The organism is Paraburkholderia sp. GAS42 (genome assembly GCF_050436565.1).
In the GTDB taxonomy this organism is placed as follows: domain Bacteria; phylum Pseudomonadota; class Gammaproteobacteria; order Burkholderiales; family Burkholderiaceae; genus Paraburkholderia.
On record NZ_JBNDML010000039.1, the window covers coordinates 1 to 18621 of the forward strand.

Consider the following 18621-nt stretch of genomic DNA (forward strand, 5'->3'; position numbering starts at 1 on the left):
GGCTGAAGTTAAAAGGGCTGAGTCCTGTGCAATACAGAACCCAGCCCTTGGGCATCTAGCCTCTTTGAACCGTCCAACTTCCGGGGTTCAGTTCAGAGATGCCGCCGTTTCCGTTTTCAGGCGTCGTTGTTTCCGCGCACGATGCGCTACTCGGCCGGTCCAGGCGCGAGCACTTCGCGGCTACCGTTGATGCCCATTGCGGAAACCAGGCCCGCAGTTTCCATCTGCTCAACGAGACGTGCCGCGCGGTTGTAGCCGATGCGCAACTGCCGCTGCACCGACGAGATCGATGCGCGCCGCGTACGCACGACGAACGCCACGGCTTCGTCGTAGAGCGGATCGGCTTCGGCATCCGGTGCTTCGCCGAACAGGTCCTGCGTCGCGCCTTCGGTTGCCGGGCCATCGAGAATGCCTTCCTCGTATTGCGGCTCGCCGAACTGCTTCAGATACTCGACGATGCGGTGCACTTCCTCGTCTTCGACATATGCGCCGTGCACGCGCTGCGGGTAGCCGGTGCCTGGCGGCAGGAACAGCATGTCGCCCTGGCCGAGCAGCGACTCCGCGCCCATCTGGTCGAGGATCGTGCGCGAGTCGATCTTCGACGACACCTGAAACGCCACGCGCGTCGGAATGTTCGCCTTGATGAGGCCGGTGATGACGTCGACCGAAGGACGCTGCGTCGCGAGAATCAGGTGGATGCCGGCGGCGCGCGCCTTTTGCGCCAGGCGCGCGATCAGTTCTTCGATCTTCTTGCCGGCGACCATCATCAGGTCGGCGAGCTCGTCGATCACGACAACGATCAGTGGCAGCGGCGCGAGCGGCTCCGGTGCTTCAGGCGTCAACGAGAACGGATTGCCGAGCTTCTTGCCGCTGGCTTCGGCGTCGCGAATTTTCTGGTTGAAGCCGGCGAGATTGCGCACGCCCACGGCCGACATCAGCCGGTAGCGCTTCTCCATCTCGCCGACACACCAGTTGAGCGCGTTCGCCGCCAGCTTCATGTCGGTGACAACCGGCGCGAGCAGATGGGGAATGCCTTCGTAGACAGACAGTTCCAGCATCTTCGGGTCGATCATGATGAGGCGCACTTCTTCGGGCGTCGCCTTGTAAAGCAGCGAGACGATCATCGCGTTGATCGCCACCGACTTGCCCGAACCCGTCGTGCCCGCGACGAGCATGTGCGGCGCCTTGGCCAGATCGGCGACCACCGGGTGGCCGGTGATGTCCTTGCCCATCGCGAGCGTCAGGTTCGAGCGCGAGTTCTGGTAGACGCCCGCTTCGAGAATCTCCGAAAGGCGGATCATCTGGCGCTTCGCGTTCGGCAGTTCGAGACCCATGCAGGTCTTGCCGGGAATTGTTTCGACGACGCGGATCGACGTGAGTCCGAGGCCGCGCGACAGATCCTTCATCAGCCCGACGATCTGGCTGCCGCGCACGCCGAGCGCGGGCTCGACTTCGAAGCGTGTAATGACAGGACCGGCCGATGCGCCGACCACGGTCACCGGCACCTTGAATTCCTGCAGACGCTGCTCGATCAGCTGGCTGGTTTCGGCGAGCCTTTCTTCGGAGACCGGTTCGACGTCGGACGAGGTGCGTTCGAGCAGATCGAGCGACGGCAGTTCGACCATCGATGCCGCCGGTGCGTGGAATTCGAAGCCGGTCGGCGCGTGGCCACGTGGCGGCGCCGGGGCGATGACGGTCGGCGCGGGCGGGGCTTCGGCGGCGGTACGGATTTCGCTGCTGGTTTCGTCGCCGGCTTCTTCTTCGTTTTCGCTGGACGCGTTTTCGACGCCTGTCGTGACGCCGGTCAGCGGCGCGCCAGGGAAACGCACGATGTTCGACGGGGCAGGGGAGTGGTCGGGCTGTGCTCCTGTTTCGGCTTCTGCTTCGGCCGCTTCGGCTGCCGCTGCTTCCTGTTCAGCCGGCTGTACGTTGACTACGTGGAGCGACGGTGCAACGGGTCGCGACGACGCGTCGTTGCCATGCGTCGGTGCAAAAACGTGATGGTGCGACGCCGTCGATGAGCCGGTTCTCAACGCGGCGACGTCATCGACGACATCGTCGAGTTCGCCGGTCGCGGTTTCCCACGGCGCGACGATGGGCGGTTCCGTCGGAGCGATGAACGCGCCGGTCACGGATGTTTCGGCGGCGGCTTCGGTAGTTGCCGGCGCAATGGCAGCAGCTTCGGTAACAGCGTGAGCGACGGCCGTGGTTGCGGATTGTGCTGCGGACGTCGTGTCGATCCCAGCCGACGTCTCGATCTGAACGTGTTCCGCCACAGGCTGGACTTGAACCGGCGTGACGTTTTCGCTCAACGCAGGCGTCGGTGTGATTTCGACGTGCGCCCCAGCAGCGACGGGCGTTACTGCCGCTACCGACGGAGTCTCGACCATTGCTTCGACCGGCGTCACTGCAGGCGGAATGTCTTCCACGCGATTCGCAGCGGACGGCCCGGCAGTCGAACTCGTATTGCCGTCGGCAGTTTCAGACGCACTGACGCGCGCGAGTCCGGCGCCGGCCAGTGTCGTCCAGCGGGCGGCGTTTTCCTCGATGCTGCGCAACGTCTCCTGCACGCTGGCGGGCGGCTGGACGCGCGGGGCGCCAGGCGACGGGCGCGAATATGCGGGGGGGCGCGCCGTGCCAGGCGCAGGGTGTTCCTGACGCGACGTTGCCGCAACGGATCCGGAGACGGGGCGTGTCGAGCCGGTCATCGATGCGGAGCTGGACGATTCGCCGGCGCGAATCGCTGCGCCAGAACTGGTTGCTGACGATGCACCCGGAACCCTACCCTGACCCGTGATGGAACTGGAACCTGTGCCCGGCACGTTGCGGGTAGCGCTGAATGCCTTCGACGCATCCAATGCCGCTGCGCCGGCGTGCGGGCCAGCTTGCAAGGCATCGTTACCGGATCGGCCCGACACAGCGCCAGCTGCAGACGCATTCAGGGGCGTCGTCGCCGGCTGATCGTGCAGCCAGCCAGCGGGCGCCACCGGCTCGGAAGGAGTCCACGAAGTGGCGCGCGTGGTCTGCCGCGGCGGCATCATCGAACCGGTGCGGCCCGAAGCGCCAGTCTGCGCAGCATCCGCTGCGCGCGTGTCGGTGCGCGTGCCCGGAAATCGGCCAGCGCCGGCTTGTGAGCCGGAAGCGCGCGCTTCACCCATCGACGTCGATGTAACACCCGCAACACCCGAAGCAGCCCCGCCAGCCGCCGACCCCCGCCCAACCGCCGGCGGTCGCCAGCCAACCGGCCGCGCGTAGCGGCCTTCGGACTTCGGCGACATCGTACGGGTGGCCGTCGCCATATGCGTTGACTGGGCATCACCAGCGCCAGCACCACCACCGCGCCGCGAGCGCGGACGCGTATCGTCGTCGCGCTTCGAGAACGGACGCGACAGGCCGAGGCCAAATGCGCCATCGGCCCACACCGCAGCCTGGGTCCAGCGAAAGCCCACGAGCCACGGCACGCACACGAGCAGCAGCGCGGCCATCACGAGCGGCGTCCCGATTGGCCCGAGCAGATGCCCGAACCCGGACGCCAGCGCGTGTCCGAAACCGTTGACGCCGTCGATATGAACCAGCGAGGCTTCGAGCGTGCAACTCGTCACCATCACGCAGACGAAGCCGAGCCACAGGCGGATCGTGCCCGGACCGCGCAGCCCGGCGCCGCCGGGCAGAACGGATTTCACGAGACGCCACAAAAGGGGAAGAAGCCAGACGGCCGACCCGCCGAACCAGCTGAAAACTGCCGTGTGCATGCTAGACATCAACGAATGACGGACGCTCGAAAACGCAATCCGTCGAGTTTAACCGGTGAAGCGGCACGCCTCGAAGACAGGTGCGCGGGCGCAGGGGCAGAAGTGCGGCCGGCGCAGCAGGCCGACGCACATGACAGCCGCCGACAGCCGCCGCGCTGGCCGTCGACGCGGCATCCGTCATGCGAGCGCTCATTGTTCGCGTCGCGTGAAAGTCAGCGTCTCGCCGTTTTCGGGAATCAACTGTAGCTGTTGCGGCGCGCGCATCTGCACGCCGGTACGGTCGATATGTGCGAGCGCGTCGAGGTACGCGCTTTCGATCTGGCCGCCCGGCGTCATGCACGCGATCCGCGTACCGGCCAGCGGCCCGAACGACAGCTTGCCGTCCTTCAACACGTACGTGCCCATATAGCGGTTGCAGCCGGAAAAGCCGCTCGCCCGCCGCTGGCCGGTGGCTGTCGAAAGCGCCAGCGTGACCGGTTCGCCGTTGTCGCCGTGTGGCACATTGCGCATCGCGCCGTCCGCCTGCTTCCAGCTGGTCAGTTCCCAGGTCGTGTCGTCGAGCAGTTGGGTTGCGGCCGGATTGAACGGGTCGGGTGCTTCGGCGGAGGCGTCGGTGTGCACTGGGAGCGAGCAGGCGGTCAACAGGCACGCGAGGCTCAGCGGGGCGACGTAATGCGCAACATGTCGCGTGAAAGACCGGAGGGCCATGGCGTCGTTCCTCTTCAAAACTGGCGAAGGCGTAAGGGTATCGCACTCGGCAGGCCGCGCGCGAGCGCATGTTAACATCGCGTACCCTCTTTTTTTCACAGATTCCTCTCTGGAGATCTCATGCAGATCGGTCAACGGATCGGCACGCCGCTGTCGACATCCGCAACGCGCGTCATGCTGCTCGGCGCAGGCGAACTGGGCAAGGAAGTCATCATCGCGCTGCAGCGCCTTGGCGTCGAAGTGATCGCCGTCGACCGTTATGCCGATGCGCCCGGCCATCAGGTTGCGCACCGCGCGCACGTGATCGACATGACCGACAGCGCCGCGTTGCGCGCGCTCGTCGAGCAGGAAAAGCCGCATCTGATCGTGCCGGAAATCGAGGCCATCGCCACCGATGCCCTCGCCACGATCGAAGCCGACGGTCTCGCCGTCGTGATCCCGACCGCGCGCGCGACCCAGCTGACCATGAACCGCGAAGGCATCCGCCGTCTCGCAGCCGAAGAACTCGGTCTCGCCACCTCGCCTTACGCATTCGCCGATTCGCTGGATGAACTGAAGGCCGGCATCGCGAAGGTGGGTTATCCGTGCGTCGTGAAGCCGGTGATGTCGTCGTCGGGCAAAGGGCAGTCGGTGTTGAAGAGCGACGCGGATGTCGAACCGGCCTGGCAATATGCGCAGGCGGGCGGGCGTGTGAAGGGCGGGCGCGTGATCGTCGAAGGCTTTATCAACTTCGACTACGAGATCACGCAACTGACCGTGCGCGCAATCGATCCGGCGACGGGCGAAAACAGCACGTACTTCTGCGATCCGATCGGTCACGTGCAGGTCGCGGGCGACTACGTCGAATCGTGGCAGCCGCAGCCGATGAGCCCGGTCGCACTGCAGCGTTCGCGCGAGATCGCGCATCAGGTGACGGCGGCGCTCGGCGGTCGTGGCCTCTTCGGCGTGGAACTTTTTGTGGCTGGCGACGACGTATGGTTTTCGGAGGTGAGTCCGCGTCCGCATGACACGGGGCTCGTTACGCTGTGCTCGCAACGCTTTTCGGAGTTCGAGTTGCACGCGCGCGCGATTCTCGGTCTGCCGGTGGATACGTCGCTGCGGGAGCCGGGTGCGTCGGCGGTCATTTATGGCGGGCTTGAGGAAACGGGCATCGCATTCGAAGGCGCCGCTCAGGCGCTGGCCGTGCCGAACGCGGATCTGCGGCTCTTCGGCAAGCCGGAGAGCTTCACGAAGCGCCGCATGGGCGTGGCGCTTGCCACCGGCGCGACCACCGACGAAGCGCGTACGCGCGCGAAACAGGCCGCCGCGGCTGTGCGGCCGGTGTCGACGAAATAGACGGGTGAACGGCGCGGACGTTCGGGTCGAATGTTCGCGCTGGCAGGTGAATCTGGAGGTGCCAATATGAAGCCCGCGACCGATGAGCATGCCGCGCAGGCTGAAGCCCAGATGGCGTGTCGAACGGGCGCTGTCACGAACACGGTCATGCGTTTTCGGATGCAGCGACGGCGCAACAATCTCGTTCGCTGGAGCGTGCTGATGGCGCTGTGCGCGGGACTTACCGGCTGCGGTCTCGCCGCGGCACCGTGCCGGATCGCTTCGGCGGGGTTGAAGATCGTGCCGGTGGTTGGCCACGTGGCGGCCGCGCCGACCGACGCCTGCGCCGATGTGATCGATCCCTGATCTGATGACGCGCCGTCGTCTCTCGCAGTTTGATCTGGGGAATTCGATGAAAACGGGATTCGGGGTTGCATCGGCTGTGCTGGGCGCGGTTGTGTTCTGTCACGCGGCGTCGGCCGAATCGTTTCGGCTCGCGGAAATCCAGCCGAAGGACCGTCATACGAGCAAATACACCTGCGCGACCGGCAGGGTCCTGCAGGTGACGTACTGGAATACGGCGAATGGACAAAGCTTCGCGCTTGTGCCCGTCAAGGGGCAGCAACTGCTGTTCGTCAATACACTGTCCGCCTCGGGTGTGAAGTATCAGGCGGGCAGCTATACGTGGTGGACCAAGGGTCCGCGTGCTGATCTCTACGACGCCATGAACGGCGAGGACGCGCCGCCGGTCCTGTCCGACTGTGTGACCATCATTCGCTAGTCCGCGCGTTTTTCCGGCTGTTCACGTGATGCGGCGGCGTGCCGACGCATGTCGCCGTTTTTCCTCCTGTCTGCGCCGCGCCGCCCGCTCGCGCGCATCTTTCGCCTTCCAGTAGTAAGCTGTCTGACTCGTGCGTCCGACCGTTCCGCTGGCCCGCGCGGCGCGCACGTCATCGTCTTCGCCCTAGCCTGTCCGTTCCGGATCACATCGCGCAGGCCGTGCCCGCGCCCGTTCGTCAAGCGAGACTCTAATGAAAGCTTCAGATCTGTTCGTCAAGTCACTGGAAGCTGAAGGTGTCGAGTATGTGTTCGGCATCCCCGGTGAAGAAAATCTCGATCTCCTCGAATCGCTGCGCCGTTCGAAAATCCGTCTGATCCTGACGCGCCATGAGCAGGCCGCCGGCTTTATGGCGGCTACTTACGGACGTCTGACGGGCCGCACGGGTGTGTGCCTCGCAACGCTCGGTCCCGGTGCGACCAACTTCGTGACCGCTGCCGCCTACGCGCAGCTCGGCGGGATGCCGATGCTGATGGTCACAGGGCAAAAGCCGATCAAGTCGAGCAAGCAGGGGCACTTCCAGATCGTCGACGTTGTGCGGATGATGGAACCGCTCACGAAGTACACGCGGCAGATCGTGTCGATCGCAAACATTCCGGCGTCGGTGCGCGAGGCCTTCCGGCAGGCCGAAGAAGAGCGGCCGGGTGCGACGCATCTCGAACTGCCGGAAGATGTCGCGCACGAAGAGGGCGACGGCAAGCCGATTCCGAAAAGCTACAGCCGTCGTCCGGTGGCTGAAGAGAAGGCCGTGGCGCACGCCGTCGAGGCGATCATGAAGGCGAAGCACCCGTTGCTGATGATCGGCGCCGGCGGCAACCGCAAGACGACGACGCGCATGCTGCGCGAATTCGTCGACCAGACCGGCATTCCGTTTTTTACGACGCAGATGGGCAAGGGCGTGATCGACGAATCGCATCCGATGTGGCTCGGCAACGCGACCCTGTCGGACGGCGACTTCGTTCATCGTGCGATCGACCATGCCGACTGCATCATCAACGTCGGCCACGACGTGATCGAGAAGCCGCCGTTCTTCATGCGTAGCGGCGAGGCGGGAGAGAAGACCGTGATCCACGTGAACTTCCTCGGGGCCGAAGTCGATACGGTGTATTTCCCGCAGATCGAAGTGGTCGGCGATATCGCGAATGCCGTGTGGCAGCTGAAGGAGAGCCTGAAGGAGCGCCAGGAGCATTGGGACTTCACGCGTTTCAAGGAGATCAAGGAGCACTTCGAGGCGCATCTCGTGAAAGGGCAGCACGACGACCGCTTTCCGATGTATCCGGTGCGTATCGTCAACGACGTGTACGAGACGACACCCGTTGACGGCATCGTGTGTCTCGACAACGGCATGTACAAGATCTGGTTCGCGCGCTACTACCGCGCGCACGAGCCGAACTCGCTGCTGCTCGACAACGCGCTCGCTTCGATGGGCGCGGGGTTGCCGTCGGCGATCGCGACGAAGATCGTGCATCCGGACCGCAAGGTGATGGCCGTGTGCGGCGACGGCGGCTTCATGATGAACTCGCAGGAACTCGAAACGGCGGTGCGGCTCAAGCTTGACCTCGTGGTTCTGATCCTGCGCGACGACGCATTCGGCATGATCCGCTGGAAGCAGGAGAACATGAACTTCCCCGATTACGGGATGACGCTGCGCAACCCGGATTTCGTCGACTACGCGAAAAGCTACGGCGCGCAAGGCCATCGAATCGAAGCGGCGTCCGAGTTCGCGCCGCTGCTGCGCGAATGCTTCGCGACGCCGGGCGTGCACGTGATCGATCTGCCGATCGACTACTCGGATAACGAACGCGTGCTGAACCGCGAGATCAAACGGTTGAGTGCACAGCTTTGAAACTGCGCGTGCATTGCACGCTGCATCGTTTAAAGGAGAACGCGCCATGCTGAAGAAGTCTTACCCGTACTACCTCGCGAACGAACCGGTCGCAGCGAACACCGATCTCGAAGTCACCGATAAATTCAGCGGCGAAGTCGCGACGCGCGTCGCGCTTGCCGATGCAAAAGCTATCGATAAGGCGATCGGCGCGGCCGTCGATGTGATGCCCGCGATGCGCGATTTTCCGCCGTTCAAGCGCCAGGCCGTGCTCGAACATTGCGTGGCGCGCTTTCGCGAACGCTACGACGAACTGGCGATGGCGCTCTGTATCGAAGCCGGCAAGCCGATCAACGATTCGCGTGGCGAGGCCACGCGTCTGATCGATACCTTCAAGGTGGCGGCGGAAGAATCGGTGCGCATCGATGGCGAGATCGTCAATCTTGAGATTTCGCCGCGTGCGAAGGGCTACCACGGGTACACGAAGCGCGTGCCGATCGGTCCATGCTCGTTCATCTCGCCGTTCAATTTCCCGCTGAATCTGGCCGCGCACAAGGTCGCGCCGGGGCTCGCCGCGGGTGTGCCGTTCGTCTTGAAGCCGGCGAGCCGCACGCCGGTCGGCGCGCTGATCATCGGCGAAATTCTCGCGGAAACGGATCTGCCGAAGGGCGCGTTCTCGATCCTGCCAGCTCATCGCGACGGCGCCGATCTGTTCACCACCGATGAGCGTTTCAAGCTGTTGTCGTTCACCGGCTCACCGGCGGTCGGCTGGGATCTGAAGAAGAAGGCCGGCAAGAAGAAGGTGATTCTGGAACTGGGCGGCAACGCGGCGGCGATCGTCGATGGCGACCAGCGCGACAAGCTTGATTACGTGGTCGACCGGCTGGCGTTCGGCGCGTTCTATCAGTCGGGGCAGAGCTGCATCGGCGTGCAGCGCATCCTGATTCACACCAGCATCTACGACGCTCTGCGCGAGAAACTGATCGCGAAAACGAAGTCTCTAAAAATGGGCGATCCGAAGGACGAAAAGACCTTCGTCGGACCGATGATCTCGGAGTCGGAATCGAACCGGCTTGCCGGCTGGATGGAAACGGCGGTGCTGGCGGGCGCGAAAATCGTCGCGGGCGGGAAGGTCGACGGCGCAATGTTCGAAGCGACGCTGCTTGAAAACGTGCATCGCGACCAGGACCTGTACCGCAAGGAAGCGTTTGGGCCGGTGGCGATTCTGGAGCGCTTCGAGAAGTTCGACGACGCGCTCGCGACCGTCAACGACAGCGATTTCGGCCTGCAGGCCGGCGTATTCACCGATTCGCTCGCGCATGCACATCAGGCGTGGGATCAGCTCGACGTGGGCGGCGTCGTGATCAACGACGTGCCGTCGTTCCGCGTCGACAACATGCCGTACGGCGGTGTCAAGGATTCAGGTCTCGGACGCGAAGGCGTTCGCTACGCGATCGAAGACATGACCGAAATCCGCCTGATGGTGATGCGAGAGACGTGGTGAGTGGGCAATTTTTCTGGCGTTTTATGAGTGATTGCCCGTGCTTCGGCGAAAAAGGCCGTCGTCACGCAACTGTCGCCTGACCGCAGTACGCTCGGTGCGCCGGGATCTGTCCCCGGCGCTGATCGAGAGCAATGCGGCGCCTGTTGCGCGGCGCAGAGCAGAAAGCCGGCGGGTGCGCCATGAGTGTTTTTGCTGAAGTGCTACAATACCGCCCTTTCCGGCGGATGTTTCCGCCGGCCGGAGCCGGCCGCATTCTTTCCCCAAGTTCATTCGGGTCCCGTGCGGCATGCCGTGGCTCCGCCTTCATCCTGATGCCCTCCGCGGCCTTGCCCGCTGCCACGCTTACCGCGCAGGCGCATTTTTAGCGAAAGCCACCATGTCCGACACAGCCGTCACGCCCAGCACCGAAACACCGACCTTCGACCAGTTCGGCCTTCACGCCGACATTCTGAAGGCCGTCACGGACTCGGGCTACACGACGCCGACGCCGATCCAGGCACAAGCCATTCCCGTTGTACTCGCGGGCCGCGACGTCATGGGCGCCGCGCAGACGGGGACCGGCAAGACCGCGAGCTTCTCGCTGCCGATCATCCAGCGGCTGTTGCCGCAGGCCAGCACGAGCGCCTCGCCCGCCCGCCATCCGGTGCGGGCACTGATCCTCACGCCGACGCGCGAACTCGCCGACCAGGTCGCCGCGAACGTGCAGTCGTACGCGAAGCACACGTCGCTGCGGAGCGCCGTGGTGTTCGGCGGTGTCGACATGAATCCGCAGTCGGCCGAATTGCGGCGCGGCGTGGAAATCCTGATCGCAACGCCTGGACGCCTGCTCGACCACGTCCAGCAAAAGACGGCCAATCTCGGCCAGGTCCAGATTCTGGTGCTCGACGAAGCCGACCGGATGCTCGACATGGGCTTCCTGCCGGACCTGCAGCGTATCCTGAACCTGCTGCCAAAAGAGCGTCAGACGCTGCTGTTCTCGGCCACGTTCTCCGGCGAAATCAAGAAACTCGCCGCGACATATCTGCGCAATCCGCAGACGATCGAAGTCGCGCGCAGCAATTCGACTGCGACGAATGTGACGCAGATCGTGTTTGAAGTTCCGGAAGGCGACAAGACCGGCGCGGTCGTGAAACTGATTCGCGATCGCAGCCTGAAACAGGTGATCGTGTTCTGCAACAGCAAGATCGGTGCGAGCCGCCTCGCGCGTTCGCTCGAACGCGACGGCGTGGTGGCGACCGCCATTCACGGCGACCGCACGCAAAATGAGCGGATGCAGGCGCTCGACGCGTTCAAGCGTGGCGAAATCGAAGCCCTGGTCGCAACCGATGTGGCGGCGCGCGGTCTCGACATCGCCGAATTGCCGGCCGTGATCAACTTCGACCTGCCGTGGAACCCGGAAGATTACGTGCACCGTATCGGCCGCACAGGCCGCGCGGGTGCGTCGGGCGACGCGCTGTCGCTATGCAGCCCGAACGAGCGCAAGCAGCTGGCCGACATCGAGAAGCTGATCAAGCGTCCGCTCGACGTGCAGCATCTGACGGTGGATATACCCGTGCGGCACCATCACGAAGAACGCGGCGGCCGACGCGAACGCGACGAGCGGCCCGCGCGTCGCCGTACGACGGGCGGCCCGACATCGTTCGACCGTCCGCATCATCATCGCCACGCGGCACCGCCCGTCGACGATTTCTTCCTCAAGCCCTACGAGCCGTCGCCTTCCACGAAGAAGCCGGAAGACACACCGGCTGCGCCGCAAAAGCCCGTTTCGAGGCAGCCGCTGGCTGCGTTGCTGGGTGGCCTGGGCATGCCGCGTAAGACGACGTCTTCCTGAGTTTTCGCGATATCGCGTGGTTTTCTTCAGCGGCTTTGTTCGGCGGTTTTCTTCAATCGAGCAAGCCGTGCCCGAGGCGGGCTTACCCGATGCTGTTGGTCTGGCGATATCGCGCGTTCAGGAGTGTTCGCGCGTTTCGGGTTGCGCAATGCGCCCGGACCATGCCTTCGTTGCGCTCGCGTAGAACGCTTCTAGCGATGTGCTCGACGTCGCGCCTGATTCGCCCAGCCCCAGATGTTCCGCGGCCGCGTATAGCGCAACCAGTGGACTGTCCACGTCCAGTGCGGTCGCGCCGGTCTGCTTGCTCAGCTTCTCGCCGGTTTCATTCGTGACGACCGGGACGTGCAGATACGAGGGCGTCGACACGCCCAGACATTGCTGCAGGTAAATCTGCCGCGCGGTCGAATCGAGCAGGTCCGCGCCGCGAACCACGTGGGTGATGCCCACGTCCGCATCGTCGACGACCACCGCCAGCTGATAAGCCCACTGGCCGTCCGCCCGCTTCAACACAAAATCGCCGACCTCCGTCGCCAGATTCTGTGTCTGCAGACCTTGCCAGCGATCGTCAAAGCTAACGACGGCTGCGTTGCCGTCCGGCACCCGCAGCCGCCATGCACGAGCGGGCTTGCCGTGCAGGCCGTCGCGGCACGTGCCGGGATAGGCGAGCGTCGTGTGTCGCGCGTGCTCGTGAAGCAATGAATCCGCGATTTCCTTGCGGGTGCAGCCGCACGGGTAGATGAATCCATCACGCTCGAGTTGCTCGAATGCCTGCTGGTAACGTTCGGCGCGCTGGCTCTGCCAGACAGGTGGTTCATCGGCGTGCATGCCGAAGCGCGCGAGCGCCGCGAGGATGTTTTCCGCGGCGCCGGGCACCGTGCGTGGTGCGTCGACGTCGTCAATCCGTATGAGCCACGCGCCACCATGCGCGCGAGCGTCCAGCCAGCTGGCGAGCGCGCTCACGAGCGAGCCGAAGTGCAGCGGGCCAGTAGGCGAGGGCGCGAAGCGCCCGCGGTAAGGCTTCGCGGCGGCGTGCGGCGCGCCCGTGTCTGCCGTCAGGACGTTAGACGCCGCCATACCCGCAATCACGCCGCCCGAGCGCCATTCTTTTCCGGATGACATTCGGGGCAGGTTTTGCCCGGCGTGTACAGCGGCGACTTCTGCGCCTCCGGGCTGACTACCGCGCGGCAACCGAAACACTGCGCCGTTGCCGTCGGTTCGAGTTGCGGATTGAGTGCAGTACGGTAATCAAACACGAAGCACTCACCGTGGTAGTGCGCGCCACCGACTTCCTCGAAGTACTTCAGGATGCCACCTTCGAGCTGGTAGACGTTCTCGATCCCGACTTCCTTCATGTGGATCGCCGCCTTCTCACAACGAATTCCACCCGTACAGAACGACACGACCGTCTTGCCTTCGAGATCCGCACGATTCTGTTCGATGACCTCCGGAAATTCACTGAACTTCGAGATGCGGTAATCGAGCGCGTGGTCGAACGTGCCCACGTCCACTTCGAACGCGTTGCGCGTATCCAGCATCACAACCGGGCGCCCCGTGTCGTCATGGCCACGGTCGAGCCAGGCTTTCAACGTAGGGGCATCGACGAACGGCGCCCGGCCCAGTTCAGGACGGATGGCCGGCTTTTTCATCGTGATGATTTCGCGCTTCAGCTTGACGAGCATGCGGCGGAACGGCTGCTTTTCCGACACGCTTTCCTTGAACTGCAGACCGGCGAACTTGCCTTCGAACAGCGGATCGTGGCGAATGTAGCCGATGAAATCGCGCGCGGCTTCCGGCGTGCCGGCGACAAACAGATTAATGCCCTCCGGCGCGAGCAGGATCGTGCCGCGCAGACCGAGCGCGTTGCATCGATCCGTGACGAGCGGCCGCCACGCGACGATGTCGTCGAGGGTCGCGAAATGATAGGCAGCGAGATTAACAATACTCATGATGGTCCAGCAGTAAAGGGTGGCCGACTGCGTTGAACGCGCATTCGCGGCGAGATAACGAAAGATGCAGCGCGATTCGAAGCGATGGGGCCACGGCAGGAAGACTTGAACCCGTATTATCCCTCATCCCGCCATTTCGCCGGCAACCCGGCCGAACGGCTAATGATCGAAAGCAAGGTGCCGTACCGGCGTTGGGCGGTGTCGGGAACTGCGCGCCCAGCGAGGCCCGCTGTGACCCACGTCGCGGGGATTCGCCACATTCGCCCCTGGCCGAACGGCTAACGCGCCGGTTTTCGGCTCAAATGTTCGGGAGGGTGGAGTTACAATGTGGCCCATGTCAGATCCCCGCTTCGTTCATCTCCGCGTCCACTCCGAATTCTCGATTGCCGATGGCATCGTGCGCCTTGACGACGTCGTCAAGGCCGCTGCCAAAGACGGTCAGGGCGCGCTCGCGCTCACCGACCTCGGCAACGCGTTCGGTCTCGTCCGTTTCTACAAGGAAGCCCGCGGCAAAGGGGTCAAACCCATCGCCGGCTGCGACGTCTGGATCACGAATCCAGACGATCGCGACAAGCCTTCGCGGCTCCTGCTGCTGGTCAAGAACCGGCGCGGCTATCTGAACCTGTGCGAACTGCTTTCCAGGGCGTCGTTGACGAACCAGTATCGAGGTCGCGCCGAGGTCGAGGTCAGCTGGCTGGAAACGGGTCTCGGCGAAGGTCTGCTGGCGCTCTCGGGAGCGCAGCAGGGCGATATCGGCCTGGCGCTCGCCGCGGGCAACGAGGAGGCGGCAAAGCGCAATGCGCAACGCTGGGCGAAGCTGTTTCCGGATGGCTTCTATATCGAGTTGCAGCGCTGCGGCCAGCCGGGCGGCGAGGCATACGTGCAGCAGGCCGTGGCCATCGCGGCCGCGCTGAAACTGCCGGTGGTCGCCACGCACCCGATGCAGTTCATGACGCCGGACGACTTCACCGCGCACGAGGCGCGTGTGTGTATTTCGGAAGGCGACATGCTCGCCAATCCGCGTCGTCAGAAACGCTTCACGACCGACCAGTATTTCCACACGCAGGACGAGATGGCCGCGCTGTTCGCGGACATTCCATCGGCGCTCGCGAATACGGTCGAGATCGCGAAACGCTGCAACCTCACGCTCGAACTCGGCAAGCCGAAGCTGCCGTTATTCCCGACGCCCGACGGGATGTCGCTCGACGACTATCTGATCCAGCTGTCGAAGGAAGGCCTCGAGAAGCGGCTTGAGCAGCTGTATCCCAACATCGTCGAGCGCGAAGCGCAGCGCGAAACATACTTCCAGCGCCTCGAATTCGAATGCGGCACGATCATCAAGATGGGCTTTCCAGGCTACTTCCTGATCGTTGCGGACTTCATCAACTGGGCGAAGAACAACGGCGTGCCGGTTGGCCCAGGCCGGGGCTCAGGCGCGGGCTCGCTCGTCGCGTACGCGCTCGGCGTGACCGACCTCGACCCGCTGCGCTACAACCTGTTGTTCGAACGTTTCCTGAATCCGGAGCGGGTATCGATGCCCGACTTCGATATCGACTTCTGTCAGGAAGGGCGCGACCGCGTCATCCAGTATGTGAAGCAGAAGTACGGCGCAGACGCCGTCTCGCAGATCGCGACCTTCGGTACGATGGCGGCGAAGGCGGCGGTGCGGGATATCGGCCGCGTGCTCGATCTGGGCTACATGTTCACGGATGGCATCGCGAAGCTGATTCCGTTCAAGCCAGGCAAGCACGTCACGATTGCCGACGCGATGAAGGAAGAACCGCTCCTGCAGGAGCGCTTCGACAACGAAGACGAAGTACACCAGTTGCTCGAACTCGCGCAACGGGTGGAGGGCCTTACGCGTAACGTCGGTATGCACGCGGGCGGCGTGCTGATCGCGCCCGGCAAGCTGACCGATTTCTGCCCGCTGTACACGCAGGGCGACGACAGTGGCGTCGTGAGCCAGTACGACAAGGACGACGTCGAAGCCGTCGGCCTCGTGAAGTTCGACTTTCTGGGTCTCACCACGCTGACGATCCTCGACTGGGCCGAGCGCTACATCCGCCGGCTCGATCCGTCGAAGCAGGACTGGTCGCTCGCGCAGGTACCGCTCGACGACCCCGCGTCCTTCTCGATCCTGAAGAAAGCGAATACGGTCGCTGTGTTCCAGCTGGAAAGCCGCGGCATGCAGGGCATGCTGAAGGACGCGCAGCCTGACCGGTTCGAGGACATCATTGCGCTCGTGGCGCTGTATCGTCCGGGCCCGATGGATCTGATCCCGAGCTTCTGCGCCCGTAAGCACGGCCGCGAAGTCGTGGAGTATCCGGATCCGCGTGTCGAACCTGTTCTGAAAGAGACCTACGGCATCATGGTCTACCAGGAGCAGGTGATGCAGATGGCGCAGATCATCGGCGGCTACTCGCTGGGTGGCGCTGACTTGCTGCGTCGCGCGATGGGCAAGAAGAAGGCCGAGGAAATGGCCGAGCACCGCGCGCTGTTCCGCGAGGGCGCGGCGAAGAATGGCCTGACCGGCGAAAAGGCCGACGAAATCTTCGACTTGATGGAGAAGTTCGCGGGCTACGGCTTCAACAAGTCGCACGCGGCCGCATACGCGCTGCTCGCGTACTACACGGCGTGGCTGAAAGCGCACCATCCGGCCGAATTCATGGCAGCGAATATGTCGCTTGCCATGGACGACACCGACAAGGTCAAGATCCTGTTCGAAGACTGCATTTCGAACGGCATGAAGGTGCTGCCGCCGGACATCAACCAGTCGGCATATCGCTTCGAGCCGGTCGCGGAAGCGGATGGCAAGCGCTCGAACACGATCCGCTATGGCCTTGGCGCGATCAAGGGTAGCGGCCAGAACGCGATCGAAGAAATCCTTCGTGCGCGTGAAGACGGCCCATTCATCGACATCTTCGATTTCTGTAACCGGATCGACCGTCGCGTGGTGAACCGTCGTACGGTCGAAGCATTGATCCGCGCGGGCGCGTTCGATCTGCTGCATGACAACCGCGCCCAGTTGATCGCGTCGGTATCGCTCGCGATGGAGGCTGCCGATCAGGCAAGCGCCAACGCGATGCAGGCGGGTCTCTTCGACATGGGCGACGAACCGTCGCAAGGGCATGAGCTTGTCGACGAACTCGCGTGGGCGGAAAAGAAGAAGCTGCAGGAAGAGAAGGCCGCGCTTGGCTTCTACCTGTCCGGCCATCTGTTCGATGCGTACAAGGGCGAAGTGCGCCGGTTTGTGCGCCAGAAGATCGGCGAACTGAAGGAAGGGCGCGACAAGCTGGTCGCCGGCGTCATCGCATCGTTGCGCACGCAGATGACCCAGCGCGGCAAGATGCTGATCGCGTTGCTCGACGACGGCACGGGCCAGTGCGAAGTCACGGTATTCAACGAGACATTCGAGGCGCACAAGCAGCTCTTCAAGGAAGACGAACTGCTGGTGGTGCAGGGCCAGGCACGTAACGATGCATTCACGGGCGGCATCCGCTTCACCGTCGATACCGTGATGGATCTCGAGCGTGCACGCAGCCGCTATGCGCAGGCCGTGAAAGTCGAGATGAACGGGAATGCAGATGCGATCGCGCTGCGTCGCGTGCTGGAAGCCCATTGCGCGGGGCCGGAGGAAGCAGCGAAGGCCGCACCGGCTCCGGTGGCCGCACGTGGCGGCGGTGGGCGCGGCGGCAATGGCGGCGGCGGCGGTGGCTATGGCGGTGGCGACCGGCAGCGGGCGCCCGTTCACATTCCCAACGGACTCGCGGTGCAGGTCGTCTATCGCAGCGAGCATGCGGAAGGCGAGGTGCGTCTGGGCGACGCGTGGCGCGTCAAGCCGACCGACGAACTGATCGCGGCGTTGCGCGGCGAGTTCGCGGGCAGTTCGATTGAGATTGTTTATTGAGCTGGGTAAGGCAGAAGCGGGCAGCGGCGGGATGACTGCCTATTGCCGCGGCGCTCGCAGGCGTGCCAGCTTGAGAAACCGGTAGTACACAGTCTCCGCATTGAACACAGCAATCATGAAACCGGCGCGGCCGTCTAGAAAACCTCGCCGCAGTACGTAAGTACGCACGAAAGCCCAGGCGCCGCGCGCGACTGCCTGGCCGAAACTGCCGCCCTGCCCGGTGACGTGACGCTGCTGCGCGCCGGCACTCGAGTAGGCGTCAAGCTTGCGAAGCACGGCGTCGAAGTCCTCATACGAGTAGTGCATGAGCTTGCCGCCCAGTCGCTGCGACGGTCCGTCGAACACAAGGCGCTCGTGCACCAGATCGTCGGAGAACCGCGCGGAACCGCGCCTGAAAAGACGTGGGATCCAGTCGGGATACCAGCCGCTGTGACGGATCCAGTGGCCGCAGAAGCTCGATAGCCGGTCCACGGCATACACATTGACGACAGGCGTCTGGATCGTCGCACGAATAGACGCGGCCAGTTCGGGCGACACGATTTCATCGGCGTCGAGCGACAGCACCCAGGTGGTGGCGAGCGCATCCAGCGCGCGGTTTTTCTGCGGACCGAAACCTATCCAGTCGGTGTGTTGCAGGACGCGGGCGCCGTGCGCGCGGGCGATGTCGACAGTGTCATCGGTGCTGCCGCTGTCGACGACCACGATCTCGTGGGCAAATGCGACGGCCTCTAGACATTCGGCGAGCCGGCTCGCCGCGTTTTTTGTGATGATCGCGACGCCGAGCGTGGTTTCTTTCATGCCTGGATGCGTTGAAGTTGCGTGTGAATGGCGGCGGATGGGCACAAAGGGACAGGGCCGGAACGCGTCGCGCAAGTATACACAGGGCCGGCCGGGCCGCCGGGTCGGAGATCTGCGGCGCATTTCCGCGACACGTGTCTGACACCGGTGGAGGGCAAAAGGAAGGGCGGATTCGTTGCCCGGTTTAAAATGTCGTTT

At 63.9% G+C, this 18621-nt stretch carries 12 protein-coding genes; 7 read left to right on the plus strand and 5 right to left on the minus strand.

The features are described from left to right. Positions 1-146 precede the first annotated feature (146 nt). Both P3T16_RS33220 and P3T16_RS33225 read right to left on the minus strand, forming a co-directional pair. On the minus strand, positions 147-3683 hold the full coding sequence (locus tag P3T16_RS33220; RefSeq protein ID WP_429345432.1) for a DNA translocase FtsK: 3537 nt from the start codon (positions 3681-3683) through the stop codon (positions 147-149). A gap of 258 nt (positions 3684-3941) precedes the next feature. After that, positions 3942-4460, minus strand: a complete 519-nt coding sequence (locus P3T16_RS33225) for an META domain-containing protein (protein WP_429345433.1) — start codon at positions 4458-4460, stop codon at positions 3942-3944. A 120-nt stretch (positions 4461-4580) separates the two neighbouring features. Between P3T16_RS33225 and purT the strand changes: the two genes are divergently transcribed. The 6 genes from purT to P3T16_RS33255 all read left to right on the plus strand — a co-directional run bounded on the left by purT (position 4581) and on the right by P3T16_RS33255 (position 11772). After that, entirely contained in the window at positions 4581-5795 is a 1215-nt protein-coding gene (gene purT / locus P3T16_RS33230) for a formate-dependent phosphoribosylglycinamide formyltransferase (protein WP_429345434.1), read from the plus strand. A gap of 159 nt (positions 5796-5954) precedes the next feature. Further along, complete coding sequence (locus tag P3T16_RS33235; protein ID WP_429345447.1) at positions 5955-6140, plus strand: DUF6726 family protein; 186 nt, start codon at positions 5955-5957, stop codon at positions 6138-6140. Positions 6141-6186: 46 nt separating this feature from the next. After that, a complete protein-coding gene (locus P3T16_RS33240; RefSeq protein ID WP_429257932.1) occupies positions 6187-6555 on the plus strand; it encodes an MliC family protein in 369 nt (122 codons plus the stop codon). Between the two features lie 250 nt (positions 6556-6805). Further along, positions 6806-8458, plus strand: a complete 1653-nt coding sequence (locus tag P3T16_RS33245) for an acetolactate synthase large subunit (RefSeq protein ID WP_429345435.1) — start codon at positions 6806-6808, stop codon at positions 8456-8458. Positions 8459-8504: 46 nt separating this feature from the next. After that, positions 8505-9941, plus strand: coding sequence for an aldehyde dehydrogenase family protein (locus P3T16_RS33250; protein ID WP_429345436.1), 1437 nt, complete (start codon positions 8505-8507; stop codon positions 9939-9941). Between the two features lie 376 nt (positions 9942-10317). Continuing rightward, entirely contained in the window at positions 10318-11772 is a 1455-nt protein-coding gene (locus tag P3T16_RS33255; protein ID WP_429257935.1) for a DEAD/DEAH box helicase, read from the plus strand. Positions 11773-11889: 117 nt separating this feature from the next. Here P3T16_RS33255 and gluQRS read toward each other — a convergent pair whose 3' ends face one another. Together gluQRS and P3T16_RS33265 are read right to left on the minus strand one after the other, a co-directional pair. Next, positions 11890-12846: a tRNA glutamyl-Q(34) synthetase GluQRS gene (gluQRS, locus tag P3T16_RS33260; protein ID WP_429345448.1), complete on the minus strand. Its 957-nt coding sequence runs from the start codon at positions 12844-12846 to the stop codon at positions 11890-11892. An 8-nt stretch (positions 12847-12854) separates the two neighbouring features. Then, positions 12855-13718, minus strand: coding sequence for a sulfurtransferase (locus P3T16_RS33265; protein WP_429345437.1), 864 nt, complete (start codon positions 13716-13718; stop codon positions 12855-12857). 325 nt (positions 13719-14043) lie between these two features. Here P3T16_RS33265 and dnaE point away from each other — a divergent pair, with 325 nt between their 5' ends. Further along, positions 14044-17625 (plus strand): DNA polymerase III subunit alpha, encoded by a 3582-nt coding sequence (dnaE, locus tag P3T16_RS33270; protein ID WP_429345438.1) that lies wholly within the window; start codon positions 14044-14046, stop codon positions 17623-17625. 39 nt (positions 17626-17664) lie between these two features. On the opposite strand, the gene P3T16_RS33275 is transcribed toward dnaE, so the two are convergent. Next, positions 17665-18423 carry a glycosyltransferase family 2 protein gene (locus P3T16_RS33275; RefSeq protein ID WP_429345439.1) on the minus strand — a complete coding sequence of 253 codons (759 nt, stop codon included), beginning with the start codon at positions 18421-18423 and terminating at the stop codon, positions 17665-17667. Between the last annotated feature and the right edge of the window lie 198 nt (positions 18424-18621).

Bases quoted from the DNA above. Each gene is read 5' to 3' on its own strand.
- P3T16_RS33225 (WP_429345433.1), bottom strand. From the start codon at position 4,460: ATGGCCCTCCGGTCTTTCACGCGACATGTTGCGCATTACGTCGCCCCG.
- purT (WP_429345434.1), top strand. From the start codon at position 4,581: ATGCAGATCGGTCAACGGATCGGCACGCCGCTGTCGACATCCGCAACG.
- P3T16_RS33235 (WP_429345447.1), top strand. From the start codon at position 5,955: ATGCAGCGACGGCGCAACAATCTCGTTCGCTGGAGCGTGCTGATGGCG.
- P3T16_RS33240 (WP_429257932.1), top strand. From the start codon at position 6,187: ATGAAAACGGGATTCGGGGTTGCATCGGCTGTGCTGGGCGCGGTTGTG.
- P3T16_RS33245 (WP_429345435.1), top strand. From the start codon at position 6,806: ATGAAAGCTTCAGATCTGTTCGTCAAGTCACTGGAAGCTGAAGGTGTC.
- P3T16_RS33250 (WP_429345436.1), top strand. From the start codon at position 8,505: ATGCTGAAGAAGTCTTACCCGTACTACCTCGCGAACGAACCGGTCGCA.
- P3T16_RS33255 (WP_429257935.1), top strand. From the start codon at position 10,318: ATGTCCGACACAGCCGTCACGCCCAGCACCGAAACACCGACCTTCGAC.
- gluQRS (WP_429345448.1), bottom strand. From the start codon at position 12,846: ATGGCGGCGTCTAACGTCCTGACGGCAGACACGGGCGCGCCGCACGCC.
- P3T16_RS33265 (WP_429345437.1), bottom strand. From the start codon at position 13,718: ATGAGTATTGTTAATCTCGCTGCCTATCATTTCGCGACCCTCGACGAC.
- dnaE (WP_429345438.1), top strand. From the start codon at position 14,044: ATGTGGCCCATGTCAGATCCCCGCTTCGTTCATCTCCGCGTCCACTCC.
- P3T16_RS33275 (WP_429345439.1), bottom strand. From the start codon at position 18,423: ATGAAAGAAACCACGCTCGGCGTCGCGATCATCACAAAAAACGCGGCG.